We start from the raw sequence: 25,351 nt of genomic DNA, 5'->3' as shown, positions 1-25,351 counted from the left end.
TTCAGCAAAAGATCGTCAGCCATTAATAGTTTGCGATTGATGGCTGAATAGCTTTCATATCAGACAAGATACGTAAAATAGATTGAATTTCCGGCTCTGCCAACCAATTAGCCAGTTTTTTCCTTTGTAATTCTGTCAAATTTATACTATTAACCCATGAGGGGTCATACAGCATACCTATGTCAGTCACTTTTCCTACTTGTACCTTAGGCAGTGGAATTGCCAAACCTTTTAACCAAAACCAAATAGGTTGAGCCTTTGCCATTTTCAGTTGCTTTACTAACAGTTGGTGCTTTTTCCCTTTAGGTAAATCGTTTTGCCATTGCTCTGACAACCAAGTTGTTAGTTGAGTAAGGTTATGGCTCTCAGCCCACTGGCGCCACGTCGCTTCATTTATCCCTCGAATACTGAGTTGTTTGCCTAACCATGTTAACCTCGCTACAAATTGCTGCGAGCAAGATTCCGTATAAGTCAGGCAACTGAGCGCATGAAACTGCGTTAAGCTTGATGTATCTGGGTATTCACGTTTCTCTCGCCGCCAAACAATGTCTTCAATTTTTGGACTTCCGAGACCTGAAAGAGAGACAAGTATTTTATCTCCAACAAGTAAATTCCGCTTTGACCATGATGATAATGATCCAGCATTTACCTTTGAAATAGTTTTTGAGTCAATATTGATGGGGATGATTTCAGCAACGACACTAACTCTTCCTGTCCTGCCAACATTAAATTTGAGCTTAGTTACCTCTGATAGCACACTGCGCAATGGGTATTTCCATGCAATCGCCCAGCTATTTTGTTTTGATTGCCAAGCTGATGCCGCTGGCGCTGGAAAATTTTTAAGCACTATGCCATCGGTCGCAAATGGTAATTGGCCTTGATAATAGAATTCCCTTAGTTGCTTAGCTTGGGTTTTACTTTCAATTTTATGGCTATATTGCTCAGCAAGCGGGAAACCTATCTCAGAAAGTAATGTTAATTGTGTTTTTGGGTTTGCATCTCCCGCAGGCCACGCCCAGATAAAAATACCAATATTTTCTTCAAGAGCAGTTGGGGGACTTTTTCGCATTAACCACCCTGCAACCTTATTGCGTGCGTTTACTCCCCCCCTTTTAGCTTGAATGTGCTTATTCATACGCCAAAATAACTCCCCTTGGAGCACAAGCGTACCTGAATATTTAATTTGTTTGGGTATTGCAGGAATGAAATCTGCTTTTGCTCGCCACTCGATTCCTTCAACGCTATTTCCCCGGCTGATCATGGAAATAAGCTTGCCATTCTTGTAAACCAACGTTACCGCAACACCGTCGATTTTAGGTTGCAACCAGATGTTTTTACGTGTTTCTATCCATCTATAAACATCTAATTCATTGAGTTTCTTCAAGCCTGTATGAGGAATAGGATGCCTCATTAACTGTAATTTTTCGGGAAATTGCACGTCGGGTAATTCTTCAGGAAGCTGCTGACAGCGTTGCAGAGAACGCCATAAATTAAATAACTGATCATAAGCTTCATCACTAATAGGACTGCTACCAGCCAAACGATAAGATTGGTTCCACAACTGTAATTGTTTTCCTAACCTGTGACTCTCCCGCTTAATTATTTGACTATTTTGTTCTTCACACTGTTCATTAATAGCACTTTGCTGCGCGGCTTGGGCAAAATTAATACACACCATGACGCCCAAAATTAACCCACCCAACCTATAAGATGACGCTAACCAATAACCATAAAAAATATAAACCATAACTATTCCTTGTTATTACTAATCCATTGTAATGCTATATTTCAAAGCATTTTTCCGATTCACTAAGCATGAAATATCTTTTTTCTGTCTTCATCTCCAAAAGAGATTATTTGCAAAAAGCTTCGCAAAACGAATGTTGTTTTCATGAGTAATAAGTTAATTTCTCGAACCTGTTCACAATTTAGCGATGAATCAAATTCATTTAATTAAAATTCATGATTTATTGATATCGCTGCATGTTGATGCAAGTACGTGTATACTATGTCGGGTTTATCACCATCTTTTATGTTTAATCCTCGACTATTCAAGAAATCATCATGATACAAGGCACGTTATATATTGTTTCTGCCCCTAGTGGTGCAGGGAAATCAAGTCTGATTCAGGCTTTATTAAAAACACAACCATTGTATGACACACAGGTTTCCGTTTCTCATACAACTCGAGCCGCACGTCCAGGGGAAGTCCATGGCGAGCACTATTTCTTTGTATCTGAAACTGATTTTTTACAAATGGTCGACAAAGGCGAGTTCTTAGAGCATGCCTGCGTTTTTGGAAATTATTATGGGACGTCCAAACCCATCATTGAAGATGTATTAAATAGTGGTGTAGATGTTTTTCTTGATATCGATTGGCAGGGAGCCCAACAAATTAGGGATAAAATGCCAGAAGCACGCAGTATTTTTATTCTCCCACCATCAAAAGATGAACTTTATCGTAGGCTACGTGGACGTGGGCAAGACAGCGATGAAGTTATAGAAAAGCGTATGTCACAAGCGGTAGGTGAAATTGAACATTTCAACGAGTATGATTACCTTATTGTTAATGATGATTTCAATACCGCGCTAAGCGATTTACAATCTATCATCCGTACTGAGCGTTTAAAGTTAGCGCGTCAAATTCAGCGACATGATGCTTTAATCAGCAAATTACTAGCAGACTGAGAATAGTTTCAGTATCATATCAGGTCATTTTTTTATTTCTTTGGAGTAGCACACTTATGGCACGCGTAACTGTTCAAGACGCAGTAGAAAAAATTGGTAACCGTTTTGACCTCGTATTGGTTGCGGCACGTAGAGCTCGTCAGTTACAAACGGGTGGAAAAGACCCTTTAGTTCCTGAAGAAAATGATAAATATACTGTTATCGCATTGCGTGAAGTAGAAGAAGGTTTAATCAACGGTCACATTTTAGATGTGCGTGAGCGCCAAGAGCAGCAAGAGCAAGAAGCAGCTGAAATGCAAGCAGTTTCTGCAATCGCTGAAGGTCGTCGCTAATCACTAAGGTGGGTCTGCCTTGTATCTGTTTGAGAGCCTTAATTTAGTCATTCAAAAGTATCTTCCTAAAGAACAAATTGAATTACTAAGAAAAGCCTATGTTGTTGCACGGGATGCCCACGAAGGACAGACCCGTTCGAGTGGTGAGCCTTATATTACTCACCCAGTTGCTGTTGCTTGTATTCTTGCTGAAATGCGTTTGGACCATGAAACACTGATGGCTGCGCTACTTCATGATGTGATTGAAGATACTCCAGCGACATTTCAAGACATAGAAGAATTGTTTGGTACCACCGTCGCCGGTCTCGTTGAAGGTGTTTCCAAACTAGACAAGCTCAACTTTCGCGACAAAAAAGAAGCTCAAGCAGAAAACTTCCGCAAAATGATCATGGCGATGGTAAAAGACATCCGTGTCATTTTGATAAAACTGGCAGACCGTACTCACAATATGCGCACGTTAGGGTCACTCAGGCCCGATAAGCGTCGGCGCATTGCACGTGAAACCCTTGAAATATATAGCCCGTTAGCCCATAGGCTAGGTATACACCACATCAAAACAGAGCTTGAAGAGCTTGGTTTTGAGGCGTTGTATCCCAACCGTTATCGCGTTATCAAAGAAGTGGTTAAAGCCGCTCGCGGTAACCGAAAAGAGATGATCCAAAAAATTCTCTCGGAAATTGACAGTAGGCTTACTGAGGCGGGTGTTCCTTGTCGCGTCAGTGGCAGAGAAAAACATCTTTATTCCATCTATCGCAAAATGCACCAAAAAGAGCAACGTTTCCATTCCATTATGGATATCTATGCTTTTAGAGTAATAGTGAAAGATGTGGATACTTGCTACCGTGTTTTAGGTCAGATGCATAGTTTATACAAGCCGCGTCCGGGCCGTATTAAAGACTATATTGCCATCCCTAAAGCCAATGGCTATCAGTCGCTACATACCTCACTTATTGGGCCGCATGGTGTGCCTGTCGAAGTGCAAATTCGCACAGAAGACATGGACCAAATGGCTGAAATGGGGGTTGCTGCACATTGGGCCTATAAAGAGCAAGGTGAACAAGGTACAACGGCACAAGTTAGAGCTCAACGTTGGATGCAAAGCCTACTTGAGTTGCAACAAAGTGCAGGTAGCTCGTTTGAATTTATTGAAAGCGTTAAATCGGATCTATTTCCAGATGAAATCTACGTTTTCACTCCAGAAGGCCGTATTGTTGAATTACCTACTGGTGCAACACCTGTTGATTTTGCATATGCGGTACACACGGATATTGGCCATGCTTGCGTGGGGGCTCGTGTTGACCGTCAGCCTTACCCACTTTCGCAATCCCTGACGAGTGGCCAAACTGTTGAAATTATCACTGCACCGGGCGCTAGGCCGAACGCAGCTTGGCTAAATTTCGTCGTTAGCTCAAAAGCTCGCGCCAAAATACGCCAATTATTAAAGAATTTAAAACGCGAAGATTCTATTAACTTAGGTCGCCGTTTACTCAACCATGCCCTAGGGGCAGGAAATAAACTCACTGATATCCCTCAAACCAATATTGATGCAGAATTAGCACGCATGAAGCTGCACTCTATCGATGATTTGCTTGCTGAAATTGGGTTGGGTAATGCAATGAGTGTGGTTGTCGCACGTAATCTACAAAACAATCCACAAAATGCACCAGAAGAACAAGTGTTAGTTGAAAGCCGGAATAAACTGTCTATTAAGGGTGCAGATGGTGTTTTAATCACCTTTGCAAAATGTTGTCGCCCTATTCCTGGTGACCCAATTGTTGCACATATTAGTCCTGGCAAAGGTCTGGTTATCCACCATGAGTCTTGCCGAAATATCCGTGGGTATCAGAAAGAACCTGATAAATTTATGGCAGTTGAATGGGACAATGACACCGACACCGACTTTATCGCTGAAATTAAAGTGGATATGATTAACCATCAAGGCGCTTTAGCGAATTTAACCGCCGCTATTAATGACGCTAACTCAAGTATTCAAAGTATGAATACAGAAGAAAAAGATGGCCGTGTATATTGTGCCTTTATTCGCCTTACGACTAAAAACCGTGTTCAATTGGCAAATGTGATGCGAAAAATCCGTATTATGCCTGACGTTCTACGTGTTAGCCGAAACCGTAATTAACGACCATACTTGATTAATCACTATGAATGAACGCCGCTACCGCCGCATTTGCCAAATGATGGCGATGCGGCAGCCTGACCTAACTCTCTGTCTCGAAGAAATTCATAAACCGCACAATGTTTCTGCCATTGTACGCAGTGCGGATGCGGTAGGGATCCATCAAATTCATGCTATTTGGCCTGACCAACAAGTCAAACTGTCCGTTTCTTCCGCTGCAGGGAGTAATAGCTGGGTTAAAATTATTTCACACGCATCGACCGAAGAAGCCATTTCCCAAATAAAATCACAAAACATGCAGGTTTTGGCAACTAACTTGTCGGAACATGCCGTTGATTTTCGTGAAATTGATTATACTTTACCAACTTGTATTATGATGGGACAAGAGAAAACAGGGATTTCACAACAAGCCCTCGCATTGGCGGATAAACACATTATCATTCCAATGGCGGGTATGGTGCAATCTTTGAATGTTTCCGTCGCTTCTGCATTAATTCTCTATGAAGCCCAAAGGCAGCGGCAACAAGCGGGAATGTACGATCGTGAACATTGCTTACTTTCACCAGATGAACAACAAGCTTGGTTATTTGAAGGCGGTTACCCTGTACTGGCTGAAGTCGCTAAACGTAAGGGGCTTCCTCGGCCATTGATTAATAACCAAGGGCAAATTGAAGCTGATGAGACGTGGTGGGCACAAATGCAATTAACCGAAAAAATGAAAAGACGGCAGTTTGGTTAAATAGAAGGAAATAACATGAATAATGGGCTACTTGATACCATTTCACTGACCTCATTGCATGGTGTTGGTGCAAGTCAGTCAGAAAAAATGCGTAAAATCGGTTTGAACACCGTTCAAGACCTTCTTCTTCATTTCCCTTTGCGCTATGAAGACCATACTCGTTTATATCAAATAAAAGATCTTCTTCCCGGCACGACAGCAACGATCACGGGCGAAGTCCTGCAAACTAAAGTCGTCTTCGGCCGAAAAAGAATGATGACTTGCTTAATTTCCGATGGAACAGGCAACCTCACCTTACGTTTTTTCAACTTCTCAGCAGCAATGAAAAATAACTTAGCAGAAGGAAGACAGGTTACCGCCTATGGGGAAGTTCGCAGAGGAAATACAGGACCGGAAATCATTCACCCTGAATATAAAGTGTCTAAAGACCCCAGCAATATCAGCTTGCAAGAGAATTTAACACCCGTATATCCAACCACTGAAGGTGTTCGCCAAGCGACTTTACGCAAAGTCATGGAACAAGCGCTCGGGCTACTGGATAGCGGGAAAATAAAAGAATTACTTCCTGAAGAGCTTAGCCGTGGAATGATAAGCTTACCAGATGCTATTCGCTTATTACACAATCCACCACCGAATGTGGCACTGAGCGAGCTAGAAAAAGGCCATCATCCGGCACAAAAGCGGCTAGTCCTCGAAGAACTACTCGCTCACCATCTAAGCATGTTAGCTATCCGCGCAGGTAATGAACGCCTATATGCGGAACCATTAGTGACAAGTGGTCAATTAAAATCTCAGTTACTTGCACAATTACCGTTTTCACCAACAGACGCACAAAACCGTGTTGTTAGTGAAGTTGAAGCAGACCTCGCTAAAAACGCCCCTATGATGCGTTTGATTCAAGGGGATGTGGGATCAGGGAAAACCCTCGTTGCAGCCTTAGCCGCCGTTTGTGCCATCGAGAATGGCAAACAAGTGGCGCTGATGGCTCCCACGGAAATTCTTGCAGAGCAACATGCCAATACGTTCAAACAGTGGTTAGAACCTTTAGGTGTCAAAGTAGGTTGGCTTGCGGGTAAACAAAAGGGTAAGGCACGTCAGACTCAGCAAGATGCCATCGCAAGTGGAGAGGTCGCGATGGTTGTTGGAACACACGCTATTTTCCAAGAGCAAGTGAGCTTTAAAGCTCTGGGGCTTGTTATCATTGATGAACAACATCGCTTTGGCGTTCATCAGCGGCTCGCTCTGCGTGAAAAAGGTGAGCAGCAAGGGTACCACCCTCATCAATTAATCATGACCGCTACGCCAATCCCACGGACGCTGGCGATGACAGCCTATGCAGACTTAGATACCTCGGTCATCGACGAGCTACCTCCAGGACGAACCCCCGTCACCACTGTCGCCATACCGGACACTCGCCGTAATGATATTATTGAGCGTGTTCGCCAAGCCTGTATTGAAGAAGGCCGCCAAGCCTATTGGGTCTGCACACTCATTGAAGACTCTGAATTATTAGAAGCGCAAGCAGCTCAAGTGACCAGCGAAGAGCTCGCACTGGCATTACCTGAATTGAAAGTCGGTTTAGTTCATGGTCGAATGAAACCCGCTGAAAAGCAAAGTATTATGGCGGCTTTTAAACAGAATGAAATTCAACTGCTGGTTGCTACGACGGTTATTGAAGTCGGTGTGGATGTGCCAAATGCAAGTTTAATGATTATTGATAACCCTGAACGCCTTGGTTTGGCTCAGTTACACCAACTAAGAGGGCGGGTCGGCCGTGGAGCTATCGCGTCTCACTGTGTCTTATTGTACAAGACACCGTTAACCCATACCGCTAAACAAAGACTACAAGTGTTGCGGGACAGCAATGATGGCTTTGTTATCGCACAAAAAGATCTCGAAATTCGCGGGCCAGGGGAATTATTAGGCACTAGACAAACAGGAAATGCAGAATTTAAAGTCGCAGATTTGTTGCGTGACCAATACATGTTGCCAGAAGTGCAACGCCTTGCTCGCCATATTCAACAAAATCACCCCGAAAATGCACAACAACTTATTGAGCGTTGGTTACCTGAGCGAGAGCAGTACAGCCACGCTTAAGTTTTATATCTTCTTTTTATTCGTTCCCTAAAATGAAAATTGCCGTGAATATTTTCACGGCAATACCTGCTTTACTTGATTTATTATAAAATGAAAGTTAACCAGCAATCGTTGGGAATAATGGCAGCATCAGATACAGTTTAATCACTATCGCATTAACAATATCAATGAAGAATGCCCCAACCATTGGTACAACCAAGAATGCTAAGTGAGATGGACCTAATCTATCCGTAACAGCTTGCATATTCGCAATCGCTGTTGGTGTCGCACCAAGACCAAACCCACAATGACCTGCAGCTAAGATTGCAGCGTCATAGTTTTTGCCCATCACGCGGAAAGTCACAAAAATAGCATATCCCGCCATCACACAAGCCTGTACAGCAAGAATGATAATCATTGGGATTGCAAGTGATGCTAATTCCCACAGCTTCAAGCTCATGAGTGCCATTGCTAAGAATAATGAGAGGCTCACGTTACCCATGACAGAAACAGCGCGGTCGAATACTCGGTAAAAACCAAGCAGTGATAAGCTGTTACTTAAAATGACACCAACAAAAAGTACGCAGACAAACTTAGGCAATGCGAAAGGAGTATCGGCTAATTCGCCTGCAATAAAACTTCCCACCAATAGACAAATAGCGATCAGTGCAATAGTTTCAATTAAAACCATTGAAGTGATCATGCGCCCAGATTGTGGTTTCTCAAATGCAGTTGGAACGTCTTTATCATCATCAGCCGTTCCTGGCGTTGGAATATTACGCGTTAGAAAACGTGCAACAGGCCCGCCGATTAAACCACCGAGAACAAGTCCAAATGTAGCACACGCCATTGCAACTTCTGTTGCACTTTGGAAACCATAGCTTTCAGTGAAAATTTTCCCCCATGCCGCACCAGTTCCATGACCACCCGATAAGGTAACTGAACCAGCTAATAGCCCCATGAGAGGGTCTAATCCCAATAATTCAGCAAGAGCAATCCCTACCGTATTTTGGACAAGCAATAAACCAACAACCACAAAAATGAAGATAAACAATGCCTTACCACCAGCCTTCAAACTAGCAAGGTTGGCATTAAGACCAATTGTGGCAAAAAATGCCAGCATCATAGGTTCTTGCAGTGATAAGTCAAAAGAAAGGCTCCAGTCAAATAATTGTTTAAGCAATAAAAGACTAAAAGCTACTAACAACCCACCCGCAACAGGTTCAGGGATTGTATATTTTTCAAGGAAAGGAACTGATTTGACCAGTTTACGCCCAAGTAATAGTACTAAGGTAGCTGCTACCAGTGTACCGTAGACATCGAGATGATACATTCACGTACCTCGTCTGTTGTTAAAATTATCAAAAACTAGTAAGACGTTAATTTCTTCCTTAAAACGCCAAAAGCAGGTTATAGGATTAGAAAAAAAAACTGTTATAAATACAAGTTAAAAGATATAAAAATGTGACAGCCTTATTTAACATTGATCAATATTTTTTACGCGCAAACGATTGCTTTTTAATTTCGACACATTACAATGCGTTTTTTGTTGGCGAGAAATGAAGGCAATGAATACTGCGACGTCTGAAAAACAAACTACTGAAGCGACCATACAAACGCAAAGCGAACTCATCTATAAATTAGAAGACCGCCCACCACTGCCCCAAGCCTTGTTTGCCGCTGGGCAACATCTTCTGGCGATGTTTGTTGCGGTGATTACCCCTGCGATGCTGATTTGTCAGGCATTAGGACTACCAGCTCACGATACCCAGCGCATCATTAGTATGTCTTTATTTGCCTCCGGTATTGCTTCTTTAATTCAGATCCGTGCATGGGGCCCTATTGGCTCAGGCCTGCTTTCGATTCAAGGAACCAGTTTTAACTTTGTTGCACCTTTAATCATGGGGGGTGTTGCACTTAAGCAAGGTGGCGCTAATATCCCGTCGATGATGGCAGCCTTATTCGGCACATTGCTAGTTGCAGCACTCACCGAAGTGATTCTTTCTCGCTTCTTACATCTAGCCCGTCGAGTCATTACACCACTGGTTTCAGGTGTTGTTGTCATGATTATCGGCCTATCCTTGATTCAAGTCGGGTTAACATCCATTGGCGGTGGCTATGGTGCAATTAGTGACAACACTTTTGGTTCCCCTGATTATTTGATTTTAGCTGGGGTTGTTTTAGCGGTTATTATTTTACTTAATCGGCAGAAAAACCCTTACTTACGTGTCGCATCTTTAGTCATTGCTATGGCTGTTGGTTATATTGCAGCTTGGTGGATGGACATGTTGCCAAATGCGCAACCAATGGAAGCCAACCAGCCAATTATTACTGTCCCTGAGCCCTTTTATTATGGCTTATCCTTCGACTGGAACCTGTTGATCCCATTAATTCTTATTTTTATGGTGACTTCCTTAGAAACGATAGGTGATATTACCGCCACTTCTGATGTATCTGAGCAACCGGTTCGCGGCCCTTTGTACATGAAACGTATCAAAGGTGGCGTACTTGCTAATGGTTTGAACTCGATGGTTTCTGCGGTATTTAATACTTTCCCTAACTCTTGCTTTGGGCAAAACAACGGTGTTATCCAGTTAACTGGGGTGGCAAGTCGCTATGTCGGCTATATTGTCGCGTTAATGTTAGTGCTATTGGGGCTGTTCCCTGCGGTTGCAGGCTTTGTGCAACAAATTCCAGAACCCGTATTAGGCGGAGCAACCATTGTAATGTTTGGTACCATTGCCGCTTCAGGTGTACGCATTGTATCTCGTGAACCGCTCAATCGCCGGGCTATCATGATTATTGCGCTTTCCCTCGCAGTGGGTATGGGCGTTTCACAGCAACCTTTGATTTTGCAATTCGCACCTGACTGGCTAAAAACATTGTTTTCTTCTGGTATTGCTGCGGGTGGTTTAACTGCAATTGTTCTGAATTTAGTCTTCCCTCTCGAAAAATAACCTTCATTCTAGCCGCCAGTGTTGAACACTCTGGCGGTTTTTCTGTATCCTATCCTTAAATTGTCGCTATATTAGGCAGTCTCTTCCTGTGTCTATTCGTCAACAAACCAAAGGAGCAGTAAACTGTGAAATGGTTAATCAAACTTACTACCTATGCACTTCTGTTACTGCTGCTATTGTTTATTTTTACTTATATCGGGCTGCAAACCCGTTGGGGTGCATCCTACTCCAGTCAATTTTTAAGTAAGTTCACTGACTATGATATTGATGTGGGAATTATGGGACATGAATTTTCTAACCCCGGTGAATTCATTTTCCAAGATGTCAAATTAGCGAATAAAAACTGTGACCTATCTTTAGACTCACGGCAAATCGTGCTTGATGTTAATTGGCGAAATCTATTTAGCGGTACGGCAATCAAACGTTTGGTTATTACTCAAGGAACATTATCGACAACTGTCACACCTGATACGATACTGCTACCTATTTCCGCGAATATTTTGCAATTTGAAAATAGCCAAATCACGCTTAAAAAAGACAATGATACTGTGCAAGTCACTGGCTTCACGGGGGGAATTACCCCTTGGAAACCCGATGAAAACTCCCCTTTTGGTTACGGTGATTTTCGATTTACCGCTAACCAATTAAAATTTAATGACCTTTCATTCAAGAATGTTGCCATTACCGGTAAATTGCAGCAGCAAGGAACAGAAATAAGTCAAGCAAGTGCCTACCTAAATAATGGCTATATTGCGGGGGCTGGGAAGGTACTTAAGGATGGCGCTATCGCGGTAGATTCCCTCACCATGAATAAAGTCGGTTGGGAAAATAAAGTTGATGTCGATTCACTATTTGATGCAATAACGAGTGAAAAATCATTGCAGATCAAAAAAGTAGAGTTAACCAACATTGATATTCAAGGGAAGGATTGGGCACTCTCTGGCCTAAGCACCGAAATTGACCAACTCAGCTTCGTGAGAGGGAGCTGGACTAGTTCCGAAAGCAACATTCGTTTTAATGTTGACCAATTTGTCGTAAAAGACCAGCAACTCAGTACCTTAATTGGTGATCTGAAAATTAACGGTGACAGCCTGAATATCAATAAGTTATCCGGTTACTATAATAAAGGCGTCTTTAACCTCAGTGGTTCTTGGCAGCGCAATGACCGAATACTGACTATCGACGAAGGCAAACTAGCGGGTATCTTATATACTTTGCCTGAAAATTGGCTATCATTCTTTGCAGAGCCTACACCGCCTTGGTTATCTGGTTTAAGCATCAAAAAATTCACCCTTTCTCAATCACTTTTGATGAATATCCAACCACAGTTTTCCTTTGAGCTGACCGCGCTCAGCGGCAATATTGAAAATATCGATTTAATAAAACAAAAGCAGTGGGGAATTTGGAGCGGTAAAGCGACATTCACTGCAGATAGCGGCACAATTAACCAAGTTCTTGTACGCCGCCCGTTTATTGAAGTGCGTCAAAGTGGTAAGTCCTCAGCCGCTGCGAGCTTAACAGTCAGTACCGATAAAGGCATCAGTAAGGTTGGCTTGCTGGTAAAACAAGAACCAAAAAAAGTCCCCTTCTTACTGAGAGCATCGGGTTCGAATATTGATCTCGTTGATTTAAACCAATGGGGCTGGGCAGGCTTTCCCGCTCAAGTTATTGGTGATTTTGATGCGACATTACAAGGGGATTTACTCGCCCCATCAGTAGAAAAAAGTTTGAATGGGGAGTTGATGGCAGTCCCATTGCAAGGCAAACGCCTATTCCGTACCGTTGTTAATGGGGTTGTCACTTCTTCAGTAGAGTCCGAAGCCGATTTACAGCCTACCGAGCCTTCATTAGTAGAGCCGCTCCCCGCACTTAGTAATCCATAGATATACAAAAGGCAGGTCAATCATACCTGCCTTTATCTTTTAATTTTCAATGAACAACATTACTTTACTGGCGCTACAGGTAGCACCATATAGACACCACTGAATACTGCGCCCACCTTGCCATCAGGGTTACTAACCTCGACTTTCAGCTTTACCCGCGCTTTACTGCCGCGCGCTAAACGGTCAAGGTCACCGCTCATATTTGCTAAGTCCGCTGTCGCTGTCGGCCTGCCGCTCACGGGCTTACCATAACGAATACTGGCATCGACCAACACAATATCGCCACCAAGCTGGTGTTCTTGCATTAACAGCCAAATCAGCCCCCATCCCGTCAAGGTAGCTAATGAAAATTGGCTTCCTGCAAATATCGTTTCATGAGGATTTTGGTTGCCCGCTTCCGGCATGGTGGTAATAAAACGAGTTCCTGTGTATTGGTCAACTCGAACCCCCATTTTCTCACTCAATGGAATGTACTTATACCACGCTTGTTGTAGCTCACCACACCAATCGGGACGATGTAGAATTTGGTCTAGCGTCTCAATGGGTTTAATCATCAAATAGTGGCGTACAGGCGTTTTTAGCTGCCCAGCGACTTGGCCACGGTTCTCAAAACCCATTTTGTCGAAAAAGGGGACGGCCTCTTCACGAACGCTCGACACAATGCGTTTTACGCCTTCTTGCCGCGCAACGGACTCCAGGGCCATGATAATTAATTTGCCGAGTCCTTTACCTTGCATGGCAGGGTTAACGGCTAAAAAACGGATAGCCCCCTCATTATCTGCATTGATATATAAGCGGCCAATGGCAAGGATACGGTTTTTATCATCCACAACCATTTGATGGTGTGCGGTTAAATCATATCCATCTTTTTCTGAACCAAGGGGCTGATTAAACGGTTTTCGCAACATTTCCCAGCGAAAATGGTAATAAGTTGCGAATTCAATATCATCTTTCGGTGTACGTAAATGGTACATCGCTTCCCCCTTTAAAAATGGCTTCACACTTGTAGCCAGAAGGTAACAGGGCCATCATTGGTTAAATTTACTTGCATATCGGCAGCAAATTCCCCCGTTTGTGTTTCAATCCCTTGTAGCCGGCTTTGTTCAACGAAGTATTGATACAAGGTATCTGCTTTTTCAGGTTCGGCTCCCCCTGAAAAACTTGGCCGCATACCTTTTTTGGTGTCAGCAGCTAAAGTAAATTGAGAAACCACCAATAGGCTACCTCCCGCTTGCTGAACGTTGAGATTCATTTTCCCTTGTTCATCGCTAAAAATACGGTAGCCTAATACTTTTTCACACAAACGCTTGGCTTTCTGCTCATCATCATCTTTTTCAACACCAAGTAAAACCAACAACCCAGTATTTATTTGCCCTACTATTTTCTGATCAACAACCACACTCGCTTGAGTGACTCTCTGGATTAATGCAATCATGATGACTCTTTACAAAAAGATGGAGCAACGTTCGCCGTTGCCCCACGATAAAATCAGGATGTTATTCAACTTCAGCACTAAAATCGTAAGTGCGGAAATATTCAGGAATGGTGTCTTTATTCACGACATGAATACTGCGAATACCAAGAGCTTCTGCAGCTTTTATATTTTCCTCGACATCATCAAAGAAAATAGCATCTGCTGCATCAAAATCTTCTGATTGCAGCACATATTTGTAAATTTCAGGATCAGGCTTACGCATGCCTAAATCTTGGGAGAGATATAAAAAATCAGAGGAAGCTGCAATTTCTGGGTAGTGTGCTGGCCAGTAGTCTAGATGTAGACGGTTGGTATTCGATAAAACGACCACTCGGTGCCCTTGTTCACGAAGGCGCTCCATAATATCAATGACTTCAGGTCGTAATGAAATAAAAATAGCGTGCCAGCCTTCAGCAAAATCTTCAAAGCTTAGTGTTATGCCTATTTCTTCACAAAGCAGTTCAGCAAACTCGATGTCTGAAATTTTTCCACACTCATGTAATTGAAAGATATTACCAAAAGTAAAACGTGATTTGATTTCTTCACTTGGTGTACCACTGAGCTCAGACCATTTATCAAATACACGATTAAAGTCGATATCAATAATCACATTACCCATATCGAAGATATACAGCATAAATTTTCCTCATTGTTATTCACTAAATTTACTTTAATCATTATTCATGCAACTGAACAGCCCTAATTAGTGATAATTCACGTTATTTTGTCAATTTATCGATTAAGCAACCCGCACTTAGCTCAATTAACGAGCAGCAAACTGGGCAATTTGTTCCATTAAAGAGAAAATATTTTTTATCCTAAAGGTGCTATTTCACACCACACTATCGGCTTTTGATACTAAATGTTAAGTCCCACCATAGGCTTTTTGCATAATGACTTACACGTAGCAAGTTACACATAAGCAATGTCAGCTGATATCCATGCATTATCAGTAATCAATAAATCTTAAAATATAAAAGTCATACTATGAAAGTAGATAAAACAATCTCTTGGCCGATTGTTATTCTATGGGGAAGCTTATTTTTAATTCCATTATTTAATAATCTCTCCCAGAATTTAAATATCGACCTAGCAACAAAAACTATTGAACATTTTCAATCTATTACTCTAATTTTTTGTGCCTTTTTCACTTGGTTTTATATGAAACCATTACAGCAAAAAATCCAGGGAATGAAATTATTTTGGTTATGGGCAACTATCTGGTGGATAACATTATTTGGTAGAGGAATCAATTGGGGACGCGAATTTTTCCCTAATTTAGATCACATCTATTTTAGACTCGTTTCTGTCGTCTTGATTGGCAGTTTAGTTTTGATGCTATTCGCTTCTCCATTAAGAAAAAGTATTGTTTTTCACCTAAAAAATACAGCGATTCCACTTTGGAGCTTACTACTGACCCTTTGTGCTTTTTTGATTTCAGATAGTGTTGAACACCATCGGTTCCTGAGTTCCATTTTTCTACATCATGCTGAGCTACAAAGCCTTATTGAAGAATTGTACGAAATCCCTTTAATTATCGGACTATTTATTTCATCACTGTATTTTATGAAGAAAGACAAGTCGTTATAAACCTTATCAATAAATAAGGCGCCGAAAGGCGCCTTACACACATCACGACAATAATGTAATAAACAATATCACGTAACGATAATTAGTCTTCTTTAGAACGGTTTGCACGACGGCGATCGTTCTCAGTCAAGTGGCGTTTACGCAGACGGATAGACTGCGGAGTCACTTCAACTAACTCGTCATCATCAATGAACTCAAGTGCTTGTTCCAGAGTCATTTTGATTGGTGGTGACAGAGTCGTTGCTTCGTCAGTACCTGACGCACGCATGTTAGTCAGTTTTTTACCTGTTAAGCAGTTAACGGTTAAGTCGTTAGAACGTGAGTGAATACCAATGATTTGGCCTTCATACACTTCAGCACCGTGACCTAAGAACAATTTACCACGATCTTGCAGGCTGTACAGTGCGTAAGCAACCGCTTTACCTTGACCGTTGGAGATCAGAACGCCGTTTTGACGGCCACCGATTTCACCTGGGCGAACATCGTCGTAATGACTGAATGTTGAATACAGTAAACCCGTACCTGATGTCATTGTCATGAATTCAGTACGGAAGCCAATCAGACCACGGCTTGGGATCACGTAGTCAAGACGTACGCGGCCTTTACCGTCTGGCATCATGTCGCGCAGGTCACCTTTACGTTCACCTAAAGCTTTCATGATGTCGCCTTGGTGCTGTTCTTCAACGTCTAAAGTCACTTGTTCAAATGGCTCTTGTTTACGGCCATCGATTTCACGAATGATAACTTTTGGACGAGATACGGCTAATTCAAAACCTTCACGACGCATGTTTTCAATCAGAACAGATAAGTGAAGCTCACCACGACCAGAAACGCGGAATGCGTCTGGATCTTGAGTTTCTTCAACGCGCAGTGCAACGTTGTGAACCAGTTCTTTATTCAAGCGGTCAAGGATCTGACGTGAAGTCACGAATTTACCTTCTTTACCGCAGAATGGTGAGGTGTTAACACAATAGAACATGCTAACAGTTGGCTCATCAACCGCTAACGCAGGCAATGCTTCAACGCTACCGACTTGGCAAATGGTGTCCGAAATATTCAGTTCACCTAAACCTGTCAGAGCAACGATATCACCCGCTTCCGCTTGTTGTGAGTCAATACGCTCTAAACCTAAGTGAGTCAGAACTTTACCAATTTTACCGTTGCGAGTCTTACCTTCGCTATCGATAATCGTTACTTGTTGGTTAGGCTTAACAACACCGCGCTTAATACGACCGATACCGATAACACCTAAATAGCTGTTGTAATCCAATTGCGAAACTTGCATTTGGAATGGGCCGTCAATGTCGACTGCCGGAGGCGCAACATGTTCCACAATCGCTTCGTACAGTGGAGTCATGTCTTCAGCCATGTTTTCGTGGTCAAGGCCAGCAATACCGTTTAATGCAGAAGCATACACGATAGGGAAATCGAGTTGCTCATCCGTTGCACCTAAGTTCACGAATAAGTCGAATACTTGGTCAACAACCCAATCAGGACGTGCGCCTGGGCGGTCAACTTTATTGATAACAACAATTGGACGTAAACCGTGGTCGAACGCTTTTTGCGTTACGAAGCGAGTTTGTGGCATTGGGCCGTCCATCGCATCAACAACCAGCAGTACGCAGTCAACCATAGACATAACGCGCTCAACCTCACCACCGAAATCGGCGTGACCTGGGGTGTCTACGATATTAATGTGATAACCATTCCATTGGATAGCGGTATTTTTAGCAAGGATAGTAATACCACGCTCTTTCTCCAAGTCATTGGAGTCCATAACACGCTCATCAACAGTTTCACGTTCACCGAACGTGCCTGATTGCTGCAGTAATTTACCAACCAGTGTGGTCTTGCCATGGTCAACGTGAGCGATGATGGCGATGTTTCTTAAATTTTGAATTGACAAGGATTTTTACCGTTTAATTGACAGGAAAGGAATATGCTTTTTGAGCCGTTATTCACGCCCAAAGCATACTTTCTACGTTAATTTGCTGTTATTTTACACGTTTTTCCGCACAAGTGGAATAAATGTGAAACCCATCACTGTATAAAAAGTTTTTAACGAAAAAACATTCAGTTGCGAGACTGAGCCAAAATACCTAATAAAAATAGGCCTATCAGCACTGTGAAATCACAAAGTGACAGAATAATACGCTAAAAACTTAATATTAGCAGCCCAAAAAAAGAACAAAAAATAGACTTTCTTTCTTAACTGCCAGTTTAAATATCTTTTTGCGTTATTTAGATATATCTAAATTGACTAATTAGATATATCTAAATATAGTAAACCCATAAAATAAATTCGATATATCTAAAGTTACACGCTAAGGAGTAACTATATGCTAATTAAATCTTGTCGTCATGTATATTATGCACACCACGATGAAAATCAACGTGGCCACCACGGTGGATGTTGCCACAATGAAGGCCGTCATGGTCACGGACACAGTGAACGCTGCCACGGCGAAGGCCGTCATGGTCACGGACACAGTGAACGCTGTCACGGCGAAGGCCGTCATGGTCACGGACACAGTGAACGCTGCCACGGCGAAGGCCGTCATGGTCACGGACACGGTGAACGCTGCCACGGCGAAGGCCGTCATGGTCACGGACACGGTGAACGCTGCCACGGCGAAGGCCGCCAAAGAGGCCGCGGAAGAGGCAAAGGCCTGCGTCGTTTATTCGACCATGGCGATCTTCATATAATGGTACTTTCGTTAGTCGCTAAAAAACCAAGCTATGGCTATGAAATTATCAAAGATATTCAAGAAGCCTCAAATGGCTTATATGTGCCTAGTCCCGGTGTTATTTATCCGACTCTAACACTGTTAGAAGAGCAAGGCTTCCTAGAGTCTCAGATTGTTGAGCGCAATCGCAAAAGTTTTACGATCACACCAGAAGGAGCTGCCCATCTCGCTCAAAATAAAGAAATTGAAGCGGTTATTGCTCGCAAACTAGCAAAAGCGCGTGATATGCAACAAGGCGGCAATTTAGCGGAAGACATTGAAATGGCTGTCAGTCGCTTTAAAGCATTATTGCGTCACAAAATGGTTTTAAAACAGCTAAATGAAGAACAGACTCGCCAAATAGCTTCCATTATCAATGATGCAGTAAAACAAATTGAAGAAGTAAATACGTTATTAACCAATAGCGATGAAGATTAATGCCGCTGCTTGAGATTAAATAACCTCATTTCTTTTAGATTTCATCGGCATTGCGCTTTAACAGAGCACAGTGCTGATTTTTTATTTGAAATCCCACCGATGGCCCCCAAATTCACTCAAAGCACCAAATTGGTGCGCGCAAAAGAGCCGATCGCACCAAAACAGTGCACAAAATGCAATATTTGCTTAATAATAAATCTATTCCTCACGTAACAATCAGTATTTACTATAATTAAAAAAGTTGGCACGCTTTTAGCTTATCTATTTATAGAGCGCGTGCTAACTATTTTTATATAACTAATTTTATATAACTAACACGCCAGACAAACAACAGACCGACTATCAAACGATAGCTTGTGATTTGTTGATTAGACCCGACCAGGAGAGCCGAGATGTCCGCTGAACATGTTTTATCGTTAATTAAAGAGCACAATGTTAGATTTATTGATCTGCGTTTTACCGACACTAAAGGTAAAGAGCAACACATCACTATCCCTGCTCATCAAGTTGACGAAGACTTCTTTGAAGAAGGCCAGATGTTTGATGGTTCATCTATTGGTGGCTGGAAAGGCATCAATGAATCAGACATGGTATTAATGCCAGACCCATCAACGGCGATGTTAGACCCATTCTATGCAGATATCACGTTGATCATTCGCTGCGATATTTTAGAACCGGGCACGATGCAAGGTTATGACAGAGACCCACGTTCAATTTCAAAACGTGCGGAAGATTTCCTGCGCTCAAGTGGCATTGCCGATATCGTTCTCTTTGGGCCAGAACCTGAATTTTTCGTTTTTGATGACATTCGTTTTGGCAACAACATGCATGGTAGTTACTACCATATTGATGATATCGAAGCGGCATGGAATACAGGCACCAAGTACGAAGGTGGTAATAAAGGCCATCGCCCTGCAGTAAAAGGCGGTTATTTCCCAGTTCCACCGGTTGATTCATCACAAGACTTGCGTTCAGCTATGTGTACCACGATGGAAGAGATGGGCTTGGTTGTTGAAGCTCACCACCATGAAGTGGCAACCGCTGGCCAGAACGAAGTGGCGACCCGCTTTAATACCATGACCAAAAAAGCGGATGAAACCCAAATTTATAAATATGTTGTTCACAATGTTGCCCATGCCTACGGCAAAACAGCGACCTTTATGCCTAAACCTTTAGTGGGTGATAACGGTTCAGGTATGCACTGCCATATGTCTTTATCTAAAGGTGGCGTTAACCTGTTCGCAGGTGACAAATACGGCGGTTTATCCGAAATGGCGCTGTATTACATCGGTGGAATTATTAAGCATGCACGTGCACTGAACGCATTTACAAACCCAACGACTAACTCATACAAACGCTTAGTTCCTGGCTTTGAAGCACCAGTCATGTTGGCATATTCTGCACGTAACCGTTCTGCTTCGATTCGTATTCCAGTCGTCGCGAGTACCAAAGCACGCCGTATTGAAGTTCGCTTCCCAGACCCAGCTGCTAACCCATATTTAGCGTTTGCAGCCCAGTTAATGGCCGGTCTTGATGGCATCATCAATAAGATCCACCCTGGTGATGCGATGGACAAAAATTTATATGACTTACCACCAGAAGAAGCCAAAGAAATTCCAACTGTTTCAGGCTCTTTAGACGAAGCGTTAGCGGAATTAGATAAAGACCGTGAATTCTTAACCCGTGGTGGTGTATTCACGAATGACGCTATTGATGCGTATATTGAATTAACCCGTGCCGACATCCAACGTGTTCGTATGGCACCACACCCTCTCGAATTTGAAATGTACTACAGTGTGTAACACGCCGTTCCACTGTTAGTCTTTGTTGCCGTGAAGCACTTGCCCCATCTTTTGATGGGGCCTTTTATCTCTAACGTATTTACGCAACAAAAATCAAATATCGGTTGTTTGGTCTATCAGGTATAATGCACCAAAATAGTGCAGGAGCAACATTACATGAAAACCGAACATTTGCCAGCACCGGAACATATTCTCGACTCTCTCATTAATAGCGTGCTAATTTTGGATTACGACTTGGTTATCCATTATGCCAACCATGCTGCACTCCAGATCTTAACCCAAAGCCAGCGCAAGCTATACGGTACACCACTACCTCTACTATTCAGCTATTGTTCGCTCAATGATGAACTCATGCTTAATAGTTTAAAAGACGGTCACAGTTTTACCGAAAATGAAGTTACCTTGGTCTTTAATAACCATTCCCATGTGATGTCGTTCAGCGCACAGCCTTTTTCAGAGCAATTTATTTTAGTTGAGCTTTCACAATTAGATAGCCAGCGACGTCTTAGCCAAGAACTCGCGCAAAATGCCCAACAACTTGCCGCACGCGAATTAATCCGAGGGCTTGCTCACGAAATCAAAAACCCTCTTGGAGGTTTGCGAGGCGCCGCGCAATTACTATCTAAAGCACTGCCTGACCCACAATTAAATGAATATACTCAAGTGATTATCGAGCAGGCCGACCGCCTGCGAGCGCTTGTTGATAGGCTACTTGGCCCACAATACCCGGGGCCGAAAACACAGCAAAGTATCCATCATATTATGGAAAATGTAACGCGATTGGTGTCATTAGAAAAACCCGATAACGTGGCACTAATTCGAGACTATGACCCGAGTCTGCCTGAATTAGAATATTACCCAGACCAAATCGAGCAGGTACTCCTTAATATCACTCGAAATGCATTGCAAGCTCTCGCTGAAACGGGGGGTTATATCACCTTGCGTACACGAACTGCTTTTCAAGTCACACTGCAAGGTGAGCGTTATCGATTAGCTGCACGCATTGATATTGAAGATAACGGCCCCGGTATTCCCTTGGCAATCCAAGATACATTGTTTTATCCCATGGTGAGTGGACGTCCTGATGGCACCGGACTTGGCCTATCAATTGCCCGCAGTTTAGTCGACCAACACGCAGGGAAAATCGAATTTACCAGCTGGCCGGGTCACACTGAGTTTTCCATTTATCTACCAATAAAAAAATAGGAGATAACCATGATGCAGGGAAAAATTTGGGTGGTTGATGACGATAGCTCCATCCGTTGGGTACTTGAGCGTGCATTCGATAATGCAAAATTCGCTTGCACCTGCTTTGACAGTGCAGATGCTGTACTCGCCGCATTAGAAAATTCACTCCCTGATGTGTTGTTATCTGATATCCGTATGCCAGGCACAAATGGTATTGAGCTTCTGAATACCATCAAACAATCGCACCCTCTCTTACCGATTATTATCATGACAGCACACTCTGACCTTGATGCTGCCGTAAATGCCTACCAATCAGGCGCCTTTGATTACTTACCAAAACCTTTCGATATTGATGAAACTGTCGCATTAGTCGAGCGCGCTCTGAATCATAGCCGCGAACAAAACCATACTGGCCGTGAAGCTAAACAAGCCGCTCCTGTTGTCTCTTCGACCATGATCGGTGAAGCACCGGCTATGCAAGAGGTTTATCGTATTATTGGCCGTTTATCGCGTTCATCAATTAGCGTGCTTATCAATGGCGAGTCAGGTACAGGGAAAGAGTTAGTTGCCCATGCGCTACATCAGCACAGCCCCCGTGCCGATGCCCCTTTTATTGCATTAAATATGGCCGCTATTCCCAAAGATTTAATTGAATCTGAGTTATTCGGTCACGAAAAAGGGGCATTTACGGGTGCGACTCAAGTACGTCAAGGGAGATTTGAACAAGCTAACCATGGGTCACTGTTTTTAGATGAAATCGGTGATATGCCCCTTGATGTACAAACTCGCTTATTACGCGTTCTGGCGGAAGGCCAATTCTATCGTATTGGCGGTTATACCCCAGTTAATGTGGATGTGCGGATTATTGCAGCGACCCACCAAGATCTCGAAAAACGGGTTAAAGAAGGGCTATTTCGTGAGGATTTATTTCACAGGCTAAACGTGATCCGAGTGCAATTACCCCCATTACGTGAGCGCGTTGAAGATATTCCTCGACTTGCCCACTACTTTTTGCAAAATACCGCCAAAGAGTTAGGAGTAGAAAGTAAGGTACTGCACCCTGATAGCGAAAAAATTCTTCAACGCTATTACTGGTCGGGTAACGTTCGCCAATTGGAAAATGTCTGCCGTTGGCTAACTGTGATGGCGGCAAGCCAAGAAATTTTACCGCAAGACTTACCCGATGATTTGCTTGAAGAGCATCCCCAACCAAATACCGTAGTAAAATCATCCCAAGCCAATCTCATGCCAACACCATCGTTGTCATCGCAAGATCCTATTTCTAACGCCCAGTGGTTTGAATTACTTGAAGAGTGGACCGATAGCGCCTTAATGGATGGAAAGGAAAATCTTTTCGCCCAAACGATGCCATTACTTGAACGCACCATGTTAAATTGTGCGTTGAAATATACAAATGGTCACAAACAAGAAGCCGCCCGTTTATTAGGATGGGGAAGAAATACGTTAACTCGGAAATTAAAAGAGCTTGGAATTGAATAACCGCAAAAATTGATTATCCTATTAAGATAGGCGTGACTTAATTTATTATTTCATGCTTGTCTTAATATTCAACAATTCCATATTGACCCACATCAAAAAAAGATATCTAAACGCCAAAAAAATAACTATTAGTGATAATTGGGTTCAGATGCTCCCTTTATTATAATACACTTAAGACTATTTATTGTTTCAAAATGAAAAATTAAAAAAGTGCCAAATATATTAAATACCACCACAACACATGATGCGTGAAACAATAACAAAAAACACCATGTTAAATCCAATTTAATTATTTAATTTTTATTTTGATCTTCAACAAAAACCCTAAAATCAAAAAAATAACATTTCTTAATATATCCATAAAAAACCTACAACCCATAGTGTGAATATCAAACATAATATATAAAAACCACATCAAAAAAGGAGATTAAGCCCAAATTACTCTCATATTGTTTATTTTTAAAATAAAAGCCAAAATACACACCAGTTGAGTAACTGAATATTTTCACTAACTCAATCTCATCATATAAATATCCTCTTGGAGAGTAATAAATGAAAAAGAATGTCTTTGCCTATTTAATTGCGGCATCGTCTGTTTTTGCCATTAATAATGCATTAGCTGCTGATGGAACTATTGATTTTACCGGTGAAATTACCGACCAAGCTTGTGAATTATCCGCAGGTTCTGATGCACTAAAAGTGAATTTAGGGAAAGTATCAAAAACGGCATTATCAGGTGCGGGAGATACAGCGGCTGCAACGAGATTTACGATCAAATTAATCAACTGCCCTAAAGCCGTAACAACGGCTTCAGTGAAATTTGATGCCGATTCCTATTTAAATGATAGCCAAGTTATCAAATTAAAAGATGAACCCGGTGTTGCTACAGGTGTTGGCATCCAAATTACTGATGACGCTAATGCTGTTGTCCCATTATATACGGCCTCTAAAGCTTATCCATTAAAAGATGGCGTTGTAAATAACTTAGACTTTAAAGCCCATTACATTGCAAAATCCGACGCAGTAACCGTTGGCCCGGCAAATGGTAATGCAACCTTCACTATTAATTATAACTAATTGGCTTTTAGGGTTTAAATGGATTTAAACCCTATTCCCCTATTCAATGGTACTAATATGAAACGCTTAGTTTATTTTTTTATTTCTTCATTTTTATTGATTAATTTAGCCCATGCTGGCGTTATTATTGGCGGCACCCGTGTTATTTATAATGAGGGAAATAAAGACGTCAGTATTAGTGTCGAAAACCCTGATAAAATCCCTTATTTAATTCAATCGTGGATTGACAGTGTTGATGAAAAAAAACAATCTGCATTTACCATTACACCACCACTATTTAGATTAAACGCAGATAAAACCAATGCGTTAAGAATATTTTTAACCGAGAATACCTTACCGAAAGATAAAGAATCATTATTTTGGCTAAATATAAAGACAATCCCGGCAACAGAGCGAACAGAGAATTCATTACAAATTGCCTTTAAAACGCAGATGAAATTAATTTACCGTCCCTCTGCAATTAAAAATGTTGATTTTATTGAAGAGCAAAAGAAATTAACTTGGTCAAAAACAGGCAATAGGATTACGGTAAAAAACCCGACGCCGTATTTTATGAATTTCCAAAGTGTTACCTTTAACGGTAAAAAAGCCAATGACGTCTCTTATGCCGCACCGTTTTCTAGCACTTCTTTTGAGATTAACGATACTGCAAGTCACGGCATTGTGAAATGGGAAGTCATTAATGATTATGGTTCCGCATCTGAACTGAGTGAAGCGAAAATATAGCCCAATATTGATTTAGGTTGT

Annotated in this window: 20 protein-coding genes; 14 read left to right on the top strand and 6 right to left on the bottom strand. The window is 42.1% G+C overall.

The features are described from left to right. Positions 1–22: 22 nt before the first annotated feature. The gene (gene ligB, locus M1E86_RS01420) at positions 23–1,747 is read right to left on the bottom strand and encodes an NAD-dependent DNA ligase LigB (RefSeq protein ID WP_213913552.1); all 1,725 of its coding nucleotides are present in this window, start codon (positions 1,745–1,747) and stop codon (positions 23–25) included. A gap of 317 nt (positions 1,748–2,064) precedes the next feature. Here ligB and gmk point away from each other — a divergent pair, with 317 nt between their 5' ends. Genes gmk through recG form a run of 5 tightly spaced genes read left to right on the top strand, consistent with a single transcriptional unit; the run spans position 2,065 to position 7,990 of the window. After that, positions 2,065–2,688 carry a guanylate kinase gene (gene gmk, locus M1E86_RS01415; RefSeq protein ID WP_125891717.1) on the top strand — a complete coding sequence of 208 codons (624 nt, stop codon included), beginning with the start codon at positions 2,065–2,067 and terminating at the stop codon, positions 2,686–2,688. 56 nt (positions 2,689–2,744) lie between these two features. Continuing rightward, positions 2,745–3,020, top strand: a complete 276-nt coding sequence (rpoZ, locus tag M1E86_RS01410; protein ID WP_004262665.1) for a DNA-directed RNA polymerase subunit omega — start codon at positions 2,745–2,747, stop codon at positions 3,018–3,020. A 19-nt stretch (positions 3,021–3,039) separates the two neighbouring features. Then, the gene (gene spoT, locus M1E86_RS01405; RefSeq protein WP_426099229.1) at positions 3,040–5,157 is read left to right on the top strand and encodes a bifunctional GTP diphosphokinase/guanosine-3',5'-bis pyrophosphate 3'-pyrophosphohydrolase; all 2,118 of its coding nucleotides are present in this window, start codon (positions 3,040–3,042) and stop codon (positions 5,155–5,157) included. Between the two features lie 22 nt (positions 5,158–5,179). Next, on the top strand, positions 5,180–5,893 hold the full coding sequence (trmH, locus tag M1E86_RS01400; protein ID WP_125891719.1) for a tRNA (guanosine(18)-2'-O)-methyltransferase TrmH: 714 nt from the start codon (positions 5,180–5,182) through the stop codon (positions 5,891–5,893). Positions 5,894–5,908: 15 nt separating this feature from the next. Then, a complete protein-coding gene (gene recG / locus M1E86_RS01395; protein ID WP_213913551.1) occupies positions 5,909–7,990 on the top strand; it encodes an ATP-dependent DNA helicase RecG in 2,082 nt (693 codons plus the stop codon). 97 nt (positions 7,991–8,087) lie between these two features. Here the strand turns inward: recG and gltS are convergent, their stop codons facing one another. Next, the gene (gltS, locus tag M1E86_RS01390) at positions 8,088–9,302 is read right to left on the bottom strand and encodes a sodium/glutamate symporter (RefSeq protein WP_125891721.1); all 1,215 of its coding nucleotides are present in this window, start codon (positions 9,300–9,302) and stop codon (positions 8,088–8,090) included. Positions 9,303–9,537: 235 nt separating this feature from the next. Here gltS and M1E86_RS01385 point away from each other — a divergent pair, with 235 nt between their 5' ends. Both M1E86_RS01385 and M1E86_RS01380 read left to right on the top strand, forming a co-directional pair. Continuing rightward, positions 9,538–10,926, top strand: coding sequence for a uracil-xanthine permease family protein (locus M1E86_RS01385; RefSeq protein ID WP_213913549.1), 1,389 nt, complete (start codon positions 9,538–9,540; stop codon positions 10,924–10,926). Positions 10,927–11,051: 125 nt separating this feature from the next. After that, positions 11,052–12,809, top strand: a complete 1,758-nt coding sequence (locus M1E86_RS01380) for an AsmA family protein (protein WP_213913548.1) — start codon at positions 11,052–11,054, stop codon at positions 12,807–12,809. A gap of 59 nt (positions 12,810–12,868) precedes the next feature. On the opposite strand, the gene fabY is transcribed toward M1E86_RS01380, so the two are convergent. From fabY to yihX, 3 genes are all read right to left on the bottom strand, one after another. Beyond that, complete coding sequence (gene fabY, locus M1E86_RS01375) at positions 12,869–13,783, bottom strand: fatty acid biosynthesis protein FabY (protein ID WP_125891723.1); 915 nt, start codon at positions 13,781–13,783, stop codon at positions 12,869–12,871. Between the two features lie 23 nt (positions 13,784–13,806). Continuing rightward, positions 13,807–14,244, bottom strand: a complete 438-nt coding sequence (gene dtd, locus M1E86_RS01370; protein WP_125891724.1) for a D-aminoacyl-tRNA deacylase — start codon at positions 14,242–14,244, stop codon at positions 13,807–13,809. 61 nt (positions 14,245–14,305) lie between these two features. After that, the gene (gene yihX / locus M1E86_RS01365; RefSeq protein ID WP_125891725.1) at positions 14,306–14,920 is read right to left on the bottom strand and encodes a glucose-1-phosphatase; all 615 of its coding nucleotides are present in this window, start codon (positions 14,918–14,920) and stop codon (positions 14,306–14,308) included. A 350-nt stretch (positions 14,921–15,270) separates the two neighbouring features. Between yihX and M1E86_RS01360 the strand changes: the two genes are divergently transcribed. Further along, positions 15,271–15,873, top strand: a complete 603-nt coding sequence (locus M1E86_RS01360; RefSeq protein ID WP_213913547.1) for a hypothetical protein — start codon at positions 15,271–15,273, stop codon at positions 15,871–15,873. A gap of 82 nt (positions 15,874–15,955) precedes the next feature. Here the strand turns inward: M1E86_RS01360 and typA are convergent, their stop codons facing one another. After that, positions 15,956–17,779, bottom strand: coding sequence for a ribosome-dependent GTPase TypA (gene typA, locus M1E86_RS01355; RefSeq protein ID WP_125891727.1), 1,824 nt, complete (start codon positions 17,777–17,779; stop codon positions 15,956–15,958). Positions 17,780–18,212: 433 nt separating this feature from the next. On the opposite strand from typA, the gene M1E86_RS01350 reads away from it, so the two are divergent. The 6 genes from M1E86_RS01350 to M1E86_RS01325 all read left to right on the top strand — a co-directional run bounded on the left by M1E86_RS01350 (position 18,213) and on the right by M1E86_RS01325 (position 25,330). After that, positions 18,213–19,037, top strand: coding sequence for a PadR family transcriptional regulator (locus M1E86_RS01350; protein WP_248467415.1), 825 nt, complete (start codon positions 18,213–18,215; stop codon positions 19,035–19,037). A gap of 392 nt (positions 19,038–19,429) precedes the next feature. Further along, on the top strand, positions 19,430–20,839 hold the full coding sequence (glnA, locus tag M1E86_RS01345; RefSeq protein ID WP_125891728.1) for a glutamate--ammonia ligase: 1,410 nt from the start codon (positions 19,430–19,432) through the stop codon (positions 20,837–20,839). 156 nt (positions 20,840–20,995) lie between these two features. Beyond that, entirely contained in the window at positions 20,996–22,045 is a 1,050-nt protein-coding gene (gene glnL / locus M1E86_RS01340; protein ID WP_213913546.1) for a nitrogen regulation protein NR(II), read from the top strand. Positions 22,046–22,054: 9 nt separating this feature from the next. After that, positions 22,055–23,527 (top strand): nitrogen regulation protein NR(I), encoded by a 1,473-nt coding sequence (gene glnG / locus M1E86_RS01335; RefSeq protein WP_213913545.1) that lies wholly within the window; start codon positions 22,055–22,057, stop codon positions 23,525–23,527. A 552-nt stretch (positions 23,528–24,079) separates the two neighbouring features. Then, entirely contained in the window at positions 24,080–24,604 is a 525-nt protein-coding gene (locus tag M1E86_RS01330) for a fimbrial protein (RefSeq protein ID WP_125891730.1), read from the top strand. A 57-nt stretch (positions 24,605–24,661) separates the two neighbouring features. Further along, positions 24,662–25,330 (top strand): fimbrial biogenesis chaperone, encoded by a 669-nt coding sequence (locus M1E86_RS01325; RefSeq protein ID WP_213913544.1) that lies wholly within the window; start codon positions 24,662–24,664, stop codon positions 25,328–25,330. Positions 25,331–25,351 lie beyond the last annotated feature (21 nt).

It is taken from the genome of Providencia sp. PROV200 (genome assembly GCF_049901995.1).
In the GTDB taxonomy this organism is placed as follows: Bacteria; Pseudomonadota; Gammaproteobacteria; order Enterobacterales; family Enterobacteriaceae; genus Providencia; species Providencia rettgeri_E.
The sequence above is the reverse complement of the archived record's forward strand: the minus strand, read 5'-3'. Positions and strand labels throughout refer to the sequence as shown.